The organism is Plesiomonas sp. PI-19 (assembly GCF_021368255.1).
GTDB lineage: Bacteria > Pseudomonadota > Gammaproteobacteria > Enterobacterales > CAMTGL01 > Plesiomonas > Plesiomonas shigelloides.
On the sequence record NZ_JAJNMQ010000001.1, the window covers coordinates 882495 to 898088 of the forward strand.

16 protein-coding genes are annotated in these 15594 nt (G+C 50.5%); 12 read left to right on the forward strand and 4 right to left on the reverse strand.

Annotated elements, in window-relative coordinates; genetic code table 11:
- Positions 1 to 123 precede the first annotated feature (123 nt).
- Positions 124 to 543 carry an acid-activated periplasmic chaperone HdeA gene (gene hdeA / locus LQ901_RS04015; RefSeq protein WP_010864037.1) on the reverse strand — a complete coding sequence of 140 codons (420 nt, stop codon included), beginning with the start codon at positions 541 to 543 and terminating at the stop codon, positions 124 to 126.
- Between the two features lie 290 nt (positions 544 to 833).
- Between hdeA and serC the strand changes: the two genes are divergently transcribed.
- A complete protein-coding gene (serC, locus tag LQ901_RS04020) occupies positions 834 to 1922 on the forward strand; it encodes a 3-phosphoserine/phosphohydroxythreonine transaminase (RefSeq protein ID WP_064977974.1) in 1089 nt (362 codons plus the stop codon).
- A 109-nt stretch (positions 1923 to 2031) separates the two neighbouring features.
- On the opposite strand, the gene gndA is transcribed toward serC, so the two are convergent.
- On the reverse strand, positions 2032 to 3456 hold the full coding sequence (gene gndA / locus LQ901_RS04025) for an NADP-dependent phosphogluconate dehydrogenase (protein ID WP_064977973.1): 1425 nt from the start codon (positions 3454 to 3456) through the stop codon (positions 2032 to 2034).
- A 350-nt stretch (positions 3457 to 3806) separates the two neighbouring features.
- Between gndA and hisC the strand changes: the two genes are divergently transcribed.
- The 9 genes from hisC (at position 3807) to yciH (ending at position 12325) form a co-directional block, all read left to right on the forward strand.
- A complete protein-coding gene (hisC, locus tag LQ901_RS04030; RefSeq protein WP_152136343.1) occupies positions 3807 to 4910 on the forward strand; it encodes a histidinol-phosphate transaminase in 1104 nt (367 codons plus the stop codon).
- A gap of 76 nt (positions 4911 to 4986) precedes the next feature.
- Positions 4987 to 6288, forward strand: a complete 1302-nt coding sequence (aroA, locus tag LQ901_RS04035; RefSeq protein WP_152136342.1) for a 3-phosphoshikimate 1-carboxyvinyltransferase — start codon at positions 4987 to 4989, stop codon at positions 6286 to 6288.
- Between the two features lie 308 nt (positions 6289 to 6596).
- Complete coding sequence (cmk, locus tag LQ901_RS04040; RefSeq protein WP_039045667.1) at positions 6597 to 7277, forward strand: (d)CMP kinase; 681 nt, start codon at positions 6597 to 6599, stop codon at positions 7275 to 7277.
- Positions 7278 to 7427: 150 nt separating this feature from the next.
- Positions 7428 to 9098, forward strand: coding sequence for a 30S ribosomal protein S1 (gene rpsA / locus LQ901_RS04045; protein ID WP_010864031.1), 1671 nt, complete (start codon positions 7428 to 7430; stop codon positions 9096 to 9098).
- 67 nt (positions 9099 to 9165) lie between these two features.
- Positions 9166 to 9453 (forward strand): integration host factor subunit beta, encoded by a 288-nt coding sequence (ihfB, locus tag LQ901_RS04050; RefSeq protein WP_010864030.1) that lies wholly within the window; start codon positions 9166 to 9168, stop codon positions 9451 to 9453.
- 161 nt (positions 9454 to 9614) lie between these two features.
- Positions 9615 to 9929, forward strand: coding sequence for a LapA family protein (locus tag LQ901_RS04055; protein WP_010864029.1), 315 nt, complete (start codon positions 9615 to 9617; stop codon positions 9927 to 9929).
- Entirely contained in the window at positions 9929 to 11098 is a 1170-nt protein-coding gene (lapB, locus tag LQ901_RS04060; RefSeq protein WP_233671983.1) for a lipopolysaccharide assembly protein LapB, read from the forward strand. Before LQ901_RS04055 ends, lapB begins: the two co-directional genes overlap by 1 nt.
- 154 nt (positions 11099 to 11252) lie before the next feature.
- Positions 11253 to 11960, forward strand: coding sequence for an orotidine-5'-phosphate decarboxylase (pyrF, locus tag LQ901_RS04065; protein ID WP_039045669.1), 708 nt, complete (start codon positions 11253 to 11255; stop codon positions 11958 to 11960).
- Between the two features lie 41 nt (positions 11961 to 12001).
- Positions 12002 to 12325, forward strand: coding sequence for a stress response translation initiation inhibitor YciH (gene yciH / locus LQ901_RS04070; RefSeq protein ID WP_010864026.1), 324 nt, complete (start codon positions 12002 to 12004; stop codon positions 12323 to 12325).
- Between the two features lie 174 nt (positions 12326 to 12499).
- Here the strand turns inward: yciH and LQ901_RS04075 are convergent, their stop codons facing one another.
- A complete protein-coding gene (locus LQ901_RS04075) occupies positions 12500 to 13033 on the reverse strand; it encodes a cytochrome b (protein ID WP_039045670.1) in 534 nt (177 codons plus the stop codon).
- A gap of 524 nt (positions 13034 to 13557) precedes the next feature.
- Here LQ901_RS04075 and LQ901_RS04080 point away from each other — a divergent pair.
- Both LQ901_RS04080 and LQ901_RS04085 read left to right on the forward strand, forming a co-directional pair.
- Positions 13558 to 13935 (forward strand): hypothetical protein, encoded by a 378-nt coding sequence (locus tag LQ901_RS04080; RefSeq protein WP_152136341.1) that lies wholly within the window; start codon positions 13558 to 13560, stop codon positions 13933 to 13935.
- Between the two features lie 96 nt (positions 13936 to 14031).
- The gene (locus tag LQ901_RS04085; protein WP_197665194.1) at positions 14032 to 14499 is read left to right on the forward strand and encodes a GNAT family N-acetyltransferase; all 468 of its coding nucleotides are present in this window, start codon (positions 14032 to 14034) and stop codon (positions 14497 to 14499) included.
- 71 nt (positions 14500 to 14570) lie between these two features.
- On the opposite strand, the gene LQ901_RS04090 is transcribed toward LQ901_RS04085, so the two are convergent.
- The gene (locus LQ901_RS04090; protein WP_064977968.1) at positions 14571 to 15551 is read right to left on the reverse strand and encodes an MBL fold metallo-hydrolase; all 981 of its coding nucleotides are present in this window, start codon (positions 15549 to 15551) and stop codon (positions 14571 to 14573) included.
- Positions 15552 to 15594: the final 43 nt, after the last annotated feature.

Sequence of the window (15594 nt, forward strand, 5' to 3'; positions counted from 1 at the left end):
GTTGCCGCTCGCCCAGTACTATCGCTGTTTCGAGTGAAAAAAGGCATCCTTTACGGATGCCTTTTGTTTTTCTGGATTTGCAGTTTTCTACTTTCGGTTTTGAGGCATAGCATGCTGGGATCGTTAATGGCCAGCGGCAGCGTGCGCGGCGCGGGTTTTCTCGGCTTGTTTCAGCAATTTTTCTTGCGGATTTTTGCTGCAATCTTCAATCAGGAAGGGAATGGCTTTTTCTACCCCAGCGATATCAATCATCGCTCCTTCTGGCTTATCTTTTTGATTAAAGCCTTCGGCAAAATACACCGCGCTCGGACGGAACGATTCATCGACAGCTAAAAATTCTGCGCAGGTCCATTCGGCGATAGGTTTAGCAGGCATTGATGGCGACAGTTTCGCTTTCATGGATTTGGCTGCATCAGCCACAGAGTTGGCCGCATTTTCCACCGTGCCGGCGGCGCTGCTGGCCGCATCAGACAAGGTATCAGACGCAGATGCACCGGCGGAAAGAGTCAGAGCCAGCAGGGTGAATAACACAGTACGTTTCATATTGTATCCTCAAAGCAAGCGGTAATGACGATAACCACCTCGCTGGACAACATTCTCAGTGACGAGGCCTGTGTAACCTCTAACACTATAGTAGAAATCTCTACATCGGCGATGCGCGAAAGTAGAACTGACCTATCGTCATAGTTAGCATGCTCGTGCGTTATCTGCGCAGTCATGCGGCTAAGCCCAGCTCTGCGCACCTTTAAACCATTTGCATGAAGATTGGCTGAGTGATACAACCGCTCAATCGTATAGGGAACGTTGAAACTAACACGGGGAATGCGCGTAATATGCAACAGGTGTTTAATTTCAGTGCCGGCCCGGCCATGCTGCCCGCCGACGTATTGCAGATTGCTCAGAAAGAGCTGCTGAATTGGCATGATCTGGGAACCTCGGTGATGGAAATCAGTCACCGCAGTAAGCAGTTTATGGCGGTTGCGGCGCAGGCGGAGCAAGATCTGCGTGATTTGTTGGCAATTCCAGATAACTACAAGGTGCTGTTCTGCCAAGGTGGCGCGCGCGCTCAGTTTGCGGCGGTGCCATTGAATCTGCTGGGGGATAAGACCCGCGCCGATTATCTGGATGGTGGTTACTGGGCGCACAGTGCCATCAAAGAAGCCGGTAAATATTGCCAACCGAATGTGATTGATATCACCGAGCGTCGTGACGGTTTACGCGCGGTGAAGCCGATGCGTGAATGGACACTGTCGGATGATGCCGCGTTTGTGCATTACTGTCCGAACGAAACCATCGATGGTCTGGAAATTCATGAAGAGCCGGATTTTGGCGACAAAATTGTGGTGGCCGACATGTCATCTACGATTTTATCACGTCCGATTGATGTGAGCCGTTACGGCGTGATTTACGCTGGCGCGCAGAAGAACATCGGGCCATCCGGTTTGACCTTGGTGATTGTGCGTGATGATTTACTGGATCGCGCGCGCGACATGCTGCCATCAGTGCTGGGCTACAAAGTGCTGGCCGATAACGATTCGATGTACAACACACCGCCAACATTCGCATGGTATCTGTCTGGTTTGGTGTTCCGCTGGCTCAAAGAGCAGGGCGGTTTGTCTGCGATGGCTAAACGCAATCAGGCCAAAGCTGAATTGCTGTACGGCTATATCGACCAGTCCGACTTTTACCACAATGACGTACACCCTGATAACCGCTCATGGATGAACGTGCCGTTCACGTTGCCATCTGCCGAGCTGGATAAAGTGTTCTTGGAAGAGTCATTTGCTGCTGGTCTGCATGCGCTGAAAGGTCACCGCATCGTTGGTGGTATGCGGGCTTCTATCTACAATGCCATGCCTGTTGAAGGTGTACAGGCATTAGTCGCCTTTATGGATGACTTTGCTAAGCGCCATCGTGGTTAATAGCTCGCCGTTACTTGCTAGCGAGTATAACCGATAATAAAAAAGCGCTGTTTAACAGCGCTTTTTTTGTTTTCAAACTCAAGAAAGTTCACGAGCTTAGTTGTGACCTTTACTCTGCGTCGGCCACGTTCCAATCGGAAGTGTGGTAAATCCCTTCACGATCTAAACGCTTATAAGTGTGCGCGCCAAAGTAATCACGCTGGGCCTGAATCAGGTTGGCCGGTAACACCGCGCTGCGGTAGCTATCATAGTACGCAATCGCCGCCGAGAAAGTGGGAACCGGTACGCCGTGCAAAATCGCCTGCGCAGTGATATTGCGCAATGACGCTTGATAGCGTTCAGCTGCTTGCTGGAAGTATGGCGCTAACAGCAGGTTTTCCGGCTTCAGGTTGCCCTCATAGGCTTCGCTGATTTTTTGTAGGAACTGTGCGCGGATAATACAGCCCGCGCGGAAGATTTTGGCGATCTCACCCAGTTGCAGATCCCAGCCATATTCACGGGAAGCAGCATCCAACTGCGCAAAGCCTTGTGCGTAGGAGATGATCTTACTCAGATACAAACCTTGACGGATTTGCTCAATCAGATCGTCAGTTTTCCCGCTTAACTGTGGCGCGACAGGACCGGTCAGAATGCGGCTGGCTTTCACGCGCTCTTCTTTCAGCGCAGAAATATAACGGGCAAAAACCGATTCGGTGATCAGGCTCAGCGGCGTACCTAAATCCAGCGCACTTTGGCTGGTCCACTTACCGGTGCCTTTGTTGCCTGCCGCATCCAAAATGACATCAATCAGATACTCGCCGGTCAGGCTGTCTTTCTTGCGTAGAATATCCGCCGTGATCTCAATCAGATAGCTGTTAAGCTCACCCTTATTCCACTCAGTGAAAATATCGGCCATCTGCTCATTATTAAGCCCCACGCCGTATTTGAGCAGCGCGTAAGCTTCGGCGATCAGCTGCATGTCGCCGTATTCGATGCCATTATGCACCATCTTCACATAGTGCCCTGAGCCACCGGTGCCGATGTATGTCACGCATGGCTCGTCTTCATATTGGGCGGCAATTTTGCCTAAGATTGGCGCAACGTGCTGGTAGGCCTCTTTATCGCCACTTGGCATGATAGATGGGCCGCGCAGCGCGCCTTCTTCACCGCCGGAAATGCCGGTACCAATGAAATTGATCCCGTGCTCAGCGAGCTCCGCCGCACGGCGTTCGGTATCTTTAAAATAGGTATTACCGCCGTCAATCAGGATATCGCCAGCGGTCAGTAAAGGCAGCAAACCGGCGATGGTGTCATCGGTCGCTTCGCCTGCTTTTACCATCAAAATGATTTTGCGTGGGCGCTCTAGCGCCGCGACAAAGTCGGCCAGTGAAGCATAAGGCACCAGCCCCGCTTCCGGATGTGAGGTGACGACTTCTTGGGTTTTCTGATAAGAGCGATTGAACACGGCGACGGAAAAGCCGCGGCTGGCCAGATTACGTGCCAGATTACTGCCCATGACGGCCATGCCGATCACGCCTACTTGTTGTTGATTCATTTTATCGTTTGCCTCGTATTCCGTACCTATCCTGTACCTAACAGGTCTGCATGCCTATGCACACGCAACCGTCGATAATTGATCAATATCACAAAATGTAATTGCTATCTATTCTCAATAAGTTAATAAATGAGACAAATCGGTTTTGCCTATAACAATCATATAGATAACCTATCAATCCTCTTGTATGACTAGTCACCAGCAACTAAGACGCAGCGTCAGCAACAGCAGGCAGTGGCCGGACGTGTAACTGGATAGACACAATTATGCTCGCCAGCTTGCGGAGAACCCGATATAACAAAGTGATAAGCACAGGCAGGATTGAGAGTCCGGACACAAGGAGAGACGTAATGGGATGTGATTTTACCGCACTGGCAAATCTTGGGATTCGCGCATTGTCGCCGTATCAGGCGGGCAAGCCGGTGGAAGAGCTGGAGCGGGAGCTTGGGATCAGCAACATCGTGAAGCTGGCCTCGAATGAAAACCCGCTCGGATTAGCCGCCAGCGTACAGCAGGCATTAACCGCCGAATTGTCCGGACTGACCCGCTATCCCGATGCTAACGGTTTTTATCTCAAGCAAGCACTGGCGGAGCGTTTTGACGTGGATGAAGCGCAGCTGACACTGGGTAATGGCTCCAATGATTTGCTGGAGTTGATTGCGCGCGTGTTTGTCAGCGAGCAAGACGAAGTCATTTATGCCGAGCATGCCTTTATCGTTTATCCTCTCGTGGTGCAGGCACTGAATGCCAAAGCCGTGGTGGTTCCAGCCTCCGAGTGGGGACACGATTTAACCGCGATGGCTGCGGCAATCACTGAGCGTACTAAGCTTATTTTTATTGCCAACCCCAATAATCCAACCGGTACGTTTTTAAGCGCTGAAGCGTTAGACGCCTTCTTACAGCAAGTGCCTGCGCATGTCATGGTGGTGCTGGATGAGGCCTATACCGAGTATGTTGAGCCGAGCCTGCGCTCACCCTCTTTTGCATGGGTGAACCGCTTCCCGAATCTGGTCGTTTGCCGCACCTTCTCTAAGGCGTACGGCTTGGCTGGGTTGCGCGTTGGGTATTCGGTGTCCGATCCACGGGTGGCTGGTTTAATGAATCGCCTGCGTCAGCCGTTTAACTGCAATACCTTAGCCTTGTTGGCCGCACAAACGGTATTGGATGATGCCGAGTATCTGGCCGCAGCCGTTGAGACTAATCGCCGAGGTATGGCGCAGCTAACGGAGTACTGTCAGGCGCGCGGCTTGGCGTACATTCCGTCTTCCGGTAACTTCCTCACCATTGATATGGGGCGTCCGGCTGGGCCGGTATACCAGCAATTGCTAGCACGCGGCGTGATTGTCCGTCCAATTGCTGGTTACGGTATGCCTGATCACCTGCGGGTCAGCATCGGTCTGGCGCAGGAAAACCAGCGTTTTATGGATGCCTTAGATGAAGTCTTATTTCGCTAATTTTCATGTATCCGGCTTACTATGTATTAGGCCTACGTAGCCAGAAAAATAACCGCAGGAGAGCAGAGTAATTGCTATGGAATCGCTGACGTTACAACCGATTCAACGTGTAAACGGCACGGTCAATTTGCCCGGTTCAAAAAGCGTATCTAACCGCGCCTTATTACTAGCCGCACTGGCTCGCGGCACCACCCGATTGACCAATTTGCTCGATAGCGATGATGTGCGGCATATGCTCAATGCCCTCAGCGCGCTGGGTGTTTCTTATCGTCTCTCCGCTGATCGCACTGTGTGTGAAGTGGATGGATTAGGGCAGGCGTTTACTGTTCCTACATCGCCAGATAACAGCCCACTGACACTGTTTTTGGGTAACGCAGGCACCGCTATGCGCCCGTTGACCGCAGCCCTGTGCGCTGGGCGCGGTGAAGTGATCCTAACCGGTGAGCCACGCATGAAAGAGCGCCCTATTGGCCATCTGGTGGATGCGCTGCGCCAAGCTGGCGCTAACATCACTTATCTGGAGCAAGAGCACTATCCACCGCTACTGATCCAAGGCAATACCTTGCAAGGTGGACGCGTAGAGATTGATGGCTCGGTCTCTAGTCAGTTCCTGACCGCCTTTTTAATGGCTGCACCACTTTTTAGCGGTGATACCGAACTGCATATTCGCGGTGAGCTGGTGTCTAAGCCGTATATCGATATCACGCTGCATATCATGGCGGTTTTCGGTGTGCAGGTGCGCCACGAAAATTATCAAGTATTCCATATCCGTGGTCAGCAGCAGTATGTATCGCCGGGGGATTATCTGGTCGAAGGTGATGCCTCGTCGGCTTCCTATTTTCTGGCGGCGGCAGCCATTCGCGGCGGCACTGTGCGGGTGACCGGTATTGGCCGACGCAGCGTGCAAGGCGATGTGCGTTTTGCCGATGTGCTGGAAAAAATGGGCGCACATATTCGCTGGGCCGATGATTATGTCGAATGTGAGCGTGGCAGCTTAAACGGCGTGGATCTGGATTTGAACCATATTCCGGATGCGGCGATGACTATTGCCACCGCGGCGCTGTTTGCCGATGGGGAAACCTGTATCCGTAATGTTTACAACTGGCGGGTAAAAGAAACCGATCGACTGGCTGCGATGGCCGCAGAGCTGCGTAAAGTGGGGGCCGAAGTGGAAGAGGGGCACGACTACATTCGTATTGTTCCTCCGGCGCATTTGCAGCATGCCGAGATTGCAACTTATAACGATCACCGTATGGCGATGTGTTTTTCGCTGGTGGCGTTGTCGGATACACCAGTCACGATTTTAGACCCAGGTTGTACCTCGAAAACCTTCCCTGACTACTTCACTCGGCTACAAACGTTGGTGCAAGCGGATTAATTGCATTTCGCCAGTGGCTTATTCAGCGCTGTAACATCACGAGCCTACCACTGACCGCGCTGGTGCTTGCCTACTGACTTAGGCAGCGCACTGACGCGGTTTTCTTTTTTCTGTGGTCGTTTGTAGGGTTTGATGTTTTGTTGCCATAGGGGCAACCGCGTCCTGTAATGTGGCATGGCGTGTTATTTACATTCGGTACAGAGAAAGCATTCGGTTGACGGCGCTTTTCCCGTATAATTGCGCGCAGAGTCAGACAGAGCAGAACTTCCTGCTCTGTGCTACCCCACTTATACTTAACGGAGGATGCTATGTCAGACACAACCCCGGTGATCACAGTCGACGGGCCAAGCGGTGCAGGTAAAGGCACGCTGTGTAAGGCACTGGCTGAGCAACTGGGCTGGCATCTGCTCGATTCCGGCGCAATTTATCGCGTGCTGGCGATGGCCGCACTGCATCATCATGTGGATATTGAGTCTGAAGAGGCGCTAGTTCCATTGGCGGCGCACTTAGATGTGCAGTTCAAATCGGTTGATGGCCAGATCCGCGTGATCTTAGAAGGTGAGGATGTCTCGAACGATATCCGCACTGAAACTGTGGGCAATACCGCCTCCCGTGCTGCGGCCTTTCCACGTGTGCGCGAAGCGTTACTGCGCCGTCAGCGTGCGTTTCGCGCCGCGCCAGGCCTGATTGCCGATGGTCGTGACATGGGAACCGTGGTCTTCCCAGATGCGCCGGTGAAAATATTTCTTGACGCCAGTGCTGAAGAGCGTGCTAACCGCCGTATGTTGCAGTTGCAGGGCAAAGGGTTTGATGTTAACTTTGAACACCTTTTGGCCGAGATCCGCGAACGTGACTATCGTGATCGCAACCGCGCTGTCGCACCGCTGAAAGCGGCACCAGACGCACTGGTACTGGATTCGACTGAAATGCCAATTGAGCAAGTGATTGCCGCCGCGATGCACCATATCAAAGAAACCTTGCACTTTTAAGGCAGAATCTTTGGCATCGCGCCGCATTTTTTTGTTATTATTGGCTAGATACAGAAGCAAACTGCATGGATGCGGCGAGCTATTTTGAAGCAACCCCATTTAGCCGGATGCTAGATGGTAGTTATCTTTCATTAGTGAAGATTAATAAACATGACTGAATCTTTTGCTCAACTCTTTGAAGAGTCCCTGAAAGAACTGGAAACTCGTCCAGGTTCTATCGTTCGTGGTACTGTTATCGCTATTCAGAACGGCATCGTTCTGGTTGATGCTGGCCTGAAGTCAGAATCTGCTATTCCAGCAGAACAGTTCAAGAACGCCCAGGGTGAGCTGGAAATCAACGTCGGTGACGAAGTTGACGTAGCACTGGACGCAGTAGAAGACGGCTTCGGTGAAACTCAGCTGTCTCGTGAGAAAGCTAAGCGCCACGAAGCTTGGCTGATGCTGGAAAAAGCATACGAAGAAGCTGCTACCGTTATCGGTGTGATCAACGGCAAGGTGAAAGGTGGTTTCACTGTAGAACTGAACGGTATCCGTGCGTTCCTGCCAGGTTCTCTGGTAGACGTTCGTCCAGTTCGTGACACTACTCACCTGGAATACAAAGAGCTTGAGTTCAAAGTAATCAAGCTGGACCAGAAGCGTAACAACGTTGTTGTTTCTCGCCGTGCCGTTATCGAATCTGAAAACAGCCAAGAGCGCGATCAGCTGCTGGAAAACCTGCAAGAAGGCATGGAAGTTAAGGGTATCGTTAAGAACCTGACTGACTACGGTGCATTCGTTGATCTGGGCGGTGTTGACGGCCTGCTGCACATCACTGATATGGCGTGGAAGCGCGTTAAGCATCCAAGCGAAATCGTGAACGTTGGCGACGAAATCACTGTTAAAGTGCTGAAGTTCGACCGCGAGCGTACTCGTGTTTCTCTGGGCCTGAAGCAGCTGGGTGAAGATCCATGGGTAGCTATCGCTAAGCGTTACCCAGAAGGTACTCGCCTGACTGGTCGTGTGACCAACCTGACTGATTACGGCTGCTTCGTAGAAATCGAAGAAGGCGTTGAAGGTCTGGTACACGTATCCGAAATGGATTGGACCAACAAGAACATCCACCCATCTAAAGTTGTTAACGTGGGTGATGTTGTTGAAGTTATGGTTCTGGACATCGACGAAGAGCGTCGTCGTATCTCCCTGGGTCTGAAGCAGTGCAAATCTAACCCATGGCAGCTGTTCGCAGAAACCCACGCTAAGGGCGATCGCGTAGAAGGTAAGATCAAGTCAATCACTGACTTCGGTATCTTCATCGGTCTGGAAGGCGGCATCGACGGCCTGGTTCACCTGTCTGACATCTCCTGGAACGTAGCAGGCGAAGAAGCAGTTCGTGAATTCAAGAAAGGCGACGAAATCGCAGCAGTAGTTCTGCAAGTTGATGCAGAGCGCGAGCGTATCTCTCTGGGCGTTAAGCAACTGGAAGAAGATCCGTTCAACAACTTCATGTCTGTTTACAAGAAAGGTGCTATCGTTACTGGTAAAGTAACTGCAGTTGATGCAAAAGGCGCTACTGTTGAACTGACTGACGGCGTTGAAGGCTACCTGCGTGCTTCTGAAGCATCTCGTGACCGCGTAGAAGACGCTACTCTGGTTCTGAGCGTTGGCGACGAAGTTGAAGCGAAGTTCACCGGTGTTGACCGTAAGAACCGCGTTGTAAACCTGTCTGTTCGCGCTAAAGACCAGGCTGAAGAAAGCGAAGCAATGGCTACTCTGAACAAGCAAGATGATGCTGCGTTCGGTAACGCTATGGCTGAAGCATTCAAAGCAGCTAAAGGCGAATAATTAACCGTACTCAGGCGGTCAGCTGACCGCCTGATGGTAAAGCGAATAAGCCACCCTCGGAGGGCCTATGACGAAGTCTGAATTAATTGAAAGACTTACTACTCAGCAATCTCATCTTTCTGCCAAAGTGGTTGAGGATGCGATCAAAGAGATGTTGGATCATATGGGTGATACACTCGCTAACGGCGAACGTATCGAAATCCGTGGCTTTGGCAGTTTCTCGCTGCACTATCGCGCGCCGCGTGTCGGGCGTAACCCGAAAACCGGAGAGAAAGTTGAACTCGAAGGTAAACAGGTTCCGCACTTTAAACCCGGCAAAGAATTACGTGAGCGGGTTAATATTTACGCTCAGTAAGGCGCAATACGGATAAATAATAAACGGCATCCTTCGGGATGCCGTTTTCTTTTGTGCGAAAGGTGTATTTTTGAGATCATGCGCGATATCGCGCAGTGGCTGTGATACCCTATTTTTTGGCATAATTCACATGAATTTGTGACCGCACAGAGGATACTGATGTGAAATATCTCTTAGGTTTTTTAGCTGCGCTGGTTGTCTTCATCATAGGGGTCACACTGGGTGCCCAAAATGAAGAACTGGTGACTTTTAACTATTTATTGGCTGAAGGACAGTTCCGCCTTTCTTCCTTATTGGCTATGCTATTTGGCACCGGTTTTGTTCTGGGCTGGATCATTTGCGGCCTGTTTTATATCCGTGTACGTTTTAACCTCAGCCGTGCTCATCGTCAGATTAAACGTCAGCAACAACAGTTGGATCAGCAAGCTGCTTCCACCACTGTGGCGACGACCGAGCCAGAACATAAGGACAAGTAATGCTTGAGCTGTTGTTTCTGTTGCTGCCAATAGCCGCTGCCTATGGCTGGTATATGGGGCGCAGAAGTGCTCGGCAAGATGAACAACAGGAAGTTAACCGTCTTTCGCGCGAGTATGTTGCCGGCGTTAACTTCCTGCTTTCCAATCAGCAGGATAAAGCCGTTGATCTGTTTCTTGATATGCTCAAGGAAGACAGTGGTACGGTAGAAGCACACCTCACACTCGGTAATCTGTTTCGCTCGCGCGGTGAAGTTGACCGAGCTATTCGTATTCACCAAGCCTTGGTGGAAAATGCCACGTTGACTTTCGACCAACGTTTGCTGGCGATGCAGCAGTTGGGTAAGGACTATCTGGCGGCTGGCTTATATGACCGCGCTGAAGATATGTTCAGTCAGTTGGTGGACGAACCGGATTTTCGTGAGTCAGCGCTGCAGCAGCTGCTGACTATCTATCAGGCTACCCGTGAATGGGCGAAAGCCATTACCGTAGCCGAAAAACTGATTAAGCTGGGTAAAACGCGCCTTAATACCGATATTGCCCATTTTTATTGTGAGCTGACGCTGCAGGCGATGGCCGACAATGATTGCGATAAAGCCTTTGCGCTGCTGAAAAAAGCCGGCCAAGCCGATCGTAATTGTGCCCGCGTCTCTTTGATGCTGGGGCGGTTGTGGATGTCGAGCGAGCAATGGCAAAAAGCAGCCAATGAGCTAGAGCGCATTTTGGAGCAGGATATCGATTTTATCCCCGAAGCGCTGCCCATGCTGAAAGAGTGTTATCAGGCCATTGACCGACCAGATCTGCTGCAAAGTTTCTTAATGTGCTGTACTGATGCCAATGCCGGTGCGATGGCCGAGTTGATGTTGGCCGACATGCTAGAGCAAAAAGAAGGCCTTGAGGTTGCTCAAACCTATATCAACCGTGAGTTGATGCGCCATCCAACGATGCGTTTATTCCATCGTCTGATGCAGTATCACTTGGCTGAGGCTGAAGATGGCCGAGCTAAAGAGAGCTTGTCGTCGTTGCAGCGGATGGTGGCCGAACAAATTAGCACTAAACCGCGCTACCGTTGCCGTAAGTGTGGTTTTACCTCGCATGCACTGTATTGGCACTGTCCATCTTGTCGCAGTTGGGCGACTGTGAAACCAATCCGAGGGTTGGATGGTGAGTAAGTGCGTTCACGCTTATCGCATGTCCGGTCATATGCTGGCCGGTCGTTATTTTTATTTACAGCAGCCTGTATGGGCTGCTGTTTTTTTATCTGCGTCTACTGAGCACGGTATACGCAGGGCTTGCTAGTGTGATTGATGGGAAAAAGGATAAGACATGCTCTCCGATGTGACTGAAAAAAACATTATTGTGGCTCTGGATTATGCGGATCAAAATGCAGCGTTGGCATTTGTCGACCGTATCGATCCGAACGATTGCCGCCTGAAAGTCGGTAAAGAGATGTTTACCTTGTTTGGTCCGGACTTCGTGCGTGCGCTGCAGCAGCGTGGCTTTGATGTGTTCTTGGACCTGAAGTTTCATGACATTCCGAACACCTGTGCACATGCCGTTGCCGCGGCAGCAGAGCTGGGGGTGTGGATGGTCAATGTGCACGCCAGTGGTGGCGAGCGCATGATGGTGGCGGCGCGCGAAGCGTTGCAGCCTTATGGCAAAGATGCGCCACTGCTGATTGCTGTCACGGTATTGACGAGCATGGAAGCCTCGGATCTGGCGGGTATTGGGATTTCAGTGTCGCCTGCAGAGCACGTGCAGCGTTTGGCACAATTGACGGCGCGCGCCGGTCTTGATGGGGTGGTGTGCTCGGCACATGAAGCCAGTCTGCTTAAAGCCACATGTGGCCAAGAGTTTAAACTGATCACCCCAGGGATCCGCCCGGAAGGCAGTGACGTTGGCGATCAGCGCCGGATCATGACTCCGAAACAGGCGGTGGCTGCTGGCGTAGATTATATGGTGATTGGTCGTCCGGTTACTCAATCTGCAGATCCGGCACAGACATTGCGGAATATCCGTCTGTCTCTGGCATAATAGCGCTTTGTTTTTGCTATCCGGACAGGAGCAACTGAAGTATGAATGATAATTCTCGTCTGGTGTATTCGACCGAAACGGGGCGAATTAAAGAAGAGGCTCCCGTGGTTAGCCGCCCGAAAGGGGATGGGGTGGTACGTATTCAGCGCCAAACCAGTGGCCGTAAAGGTAAAGGCGTATGCGTGATTACGGGAGTTGATTTGCCGGATGCCGAGCTGTCCAAACTGGTTGCTGAGTTAAAGAAAAAGTGCGGCTGTGGCGGTACGTTGAAAGACGGAGTGATTGAAATCCAAGGCGATAAGCGGGATCTGATCAAACAGCTGCTGGAAGCCAAAGGCATGAAGGTGAAATTGGCCGGTGGCTGATGCTTAACCGCATGCCATTGTGATGCAGCGATAAGAGGCTGAAACGCGATTTCAGTGTGTATTGCAGTAATAAGAGTAAAGCCCGCCAATCGGCGGGCTTTGTTTTAGGTTTTTAGCGTATGTCGACTGGTATTGTGCGCAGAGTGTATTGCAGCCCTCCGCCATTTCCCTACCTTATGATTTCTTTTTCGGCATCATGAGCAGTAAGGCATTATCTTTGATGATGTAATGATGATAGAGCGCAGCCGTAGCATGCAGCGCGATGAGTGCATAGCCAATATTGGCCAATGTTTCATGCCATTCCTTGAGCAATGATTTTGTGGCCGGATCAGGCGTGACCCACGGCGTAATCGGAAAGCCGAGGAAAGACCAGCTCTTATCCCCATAGGCCATCAGCAATACACCAAGGACCGGCAGGGCGATAAACCATAGGTAAAGGGCCAGATACATCAACTTCGCAGCCAGATGTTGCCAGCGTGGTGGGGTGGGGATGATAGCAGGATCGGGCAGTAAATGGCGCAATACGACGCGTACTAGCATTAGCGCCCAGACTAGCACGCCGCAGTTATAGTGGATTTCGCGCATCAGTAAATAGGCCGGTGAGTTTTTTACAAACACCCCACGAAACTCAATTGAGAGATAAGCAAGTAAGATCAGCAGTAAGGTCAGCCAGTGCAGCGCAATTTGAGATTTACTAAAACGAGTCATAATGGCAGTTCGGTGTTATCCAAGATATTTTTGAGATTAACATATCGTAACCTAGCGGCTGATATGAATTAAGACTATGAATGCTGCTGTTTATACTCTGCGCATTTTCTGCTGCATGCTTGGTGCGAAAAAAAGACCAGCCCAAAGGCTGGCGGAGTAAAGGAAGAGTAAATACAACAGAAATGTCGATAGCTCTAAGACTATAGCGGAAGAGCAGGGCGTTACTCACTAAGCAATGTAATGATTTACCCCGCTAGATTGTAAATAAATGTGATGCTCCGTGATGGTGAGATGAGCTGAAATTATCCCAACATCAACTTATTTAGGCTGACTCAATAATAAATCAGCATAATAATAAATACGGCATGGAATTCGGCGCTGAGCAGTAATTGTTGGCTATGACGTTAAGTCTGATGTCGTTGTCTTTAGTATGTTAGCTAAAGTGAGTTATTTGCTTTGGGCAATGACTGCGGTTTAATCATGGCATGCAGTCAATGAAAGTATAAAATTCAACAAGGGCGTACATGAAGCGTATTGCATTGTTAATGGCATTTTCTCAGGGATGTTGGGCCAGTCAGTGCATCTCTTATGCGAACCCAGAGTTTAGCGGTACTCTATATAGTCAAACATTTGCGCTGGAAGATGCTGAGTCGAGTGAGACGGTATTGCTGCTTAAATTACCGCAGGCGGTGTGTGTCTCTGGCGGGGATGAAGAGATGGAATACCAACCGGATGCTGACGGTATCCAACGTATTCAGTTGAGCTTGGCTGAATTTTCCGATGATGAAAAGCTAAGACAGCAATCGATGGGCAAAACACTGACCTGTGTGGGTGAACTTACTTCAGCGTACAATGGGCATCATCATGTAGAGATGGTGTTAGGGAACGCAACGTGCCGCTAGCATCAGTTTATAATCAAAATTTGATAATGGTAGTGTTCAGAGTAAATCAACGCCGCAAGGCTTATGTCGCTGAAATTATTGAGAGCGGTGAGCGTCATGAAAATACGTATGTATACGCCAAGTGATGCGGAGAGTTTGTGGCAACTGAAGTATGACACTATTAATGCGGTAAATAGCGCCGACTATACACAAGCTCAACTGTGTGCGTGGGCTCCGGCCAGTTTGGATCGGGAGGTTTGGCAAACACGTATTGATGCAATGCACCCTTTTATCGTGGAGCTAGAGGGAAAAGCAGTCGGTTTTGCTGATCTACAGGACGATGGGTACATTGATCATTTCTTTTGCCATTCTCAGCACCAACGGCAAGGTGTTGGCCGGGCATTGATGGCACATATTTTGGCAGTTGGCCATCAGCGAGGTATTACTCGCTTTTACTCGCATGTCAGCATTACAGCCAAGCTATTTTTTGAGCGTTTTGGATTTCGCGTCGTCAAAGAGCAGCAGGTCGCCATTAACGGACAAGTGCTTACCAACTTTCTGATGGAAAAGCGCACTGTTGAGTAATTGCGTGCTCAACGCCATGTCATTACGACTTGCCGAATATGGCAGCAATAGACGCTGCCATATTGAGCCTATTAATGTGCTGCCGTTTTCCAAATAGCAATGGATCCGTTGGAGGACTGTGTTGGAATATCAAAATGCATGAGGTCTTCACCAATTACAAATGGGCCTGAATAGCGCTGCTCAACAATATTGGCGATATCCTTTTCTGAGACATTGCCGTTGAGCCCAATATGACTAAAGACGGCCAATTTGGGCTTTGACTCCGCAAATACGCGCGCAGCATCTTGTGGTGATGACAGATGGCCTGCAACCGCTTTATAGGCGGGATGCTCACGCAGTGCTTCTGCGGATGTGAGCGACACACAATGGACAAGCAGGTCAGCATGCTGCGCTTGTTTGACGACTTCAGGGCTATACCGAGTATCGCCAGAAAGGACCACCGTATGGCCTTTATAGATGATCTTATAGCCAAAAGACGGCTTGATATTCACACCATGGTCATTATTAAACGCGATCACCTGAACGCCATCTTTATCGTATACCTTACCCGGTTGAATGGTTATGGCATCGATTTTCACTCCGTCTAAAGATGTGCCTTCATCTTTATGACGAATACCGATGTCTGTGGCATAAGCCTGCTGTAGCCCACTGGCGAGAGTCGCTATCCCCTTTGGACCATACAGCGCCATGGGTTGTGTCCGTCTACCATAAGGGGGCTGTAGCCAGCCGGTTAACCACAAGTCGGCAAGGCCAACGGTGTGATCAGAATGAAAATGAGTCAGAAAAAATGCATTCACCTGACCAAGTGGGATATGCATTTGCCACAGTCGTGTCGCCGCATCGCGTCCAAAATCGAAAACGAGCTTTTGCTGTCCGGCTTCAACCAGTGTGCTATATCCGCCTCGGTAAGCCTGTGGTTGCGGCGTTCCTGTACCGAGTAGGGTAACACGGAAAGTTGAGTCTGCCGATGGCTGTGGTTGCTCTGCCCAAGCCATCGTCGCTATACAGGATAAGGCGGTTCCGACGACGATTTTGCACCAATATTTCTTCATGACGTGTTCCTGCTATTTCTCTCTCCGCAATAGAAAGCTGAAG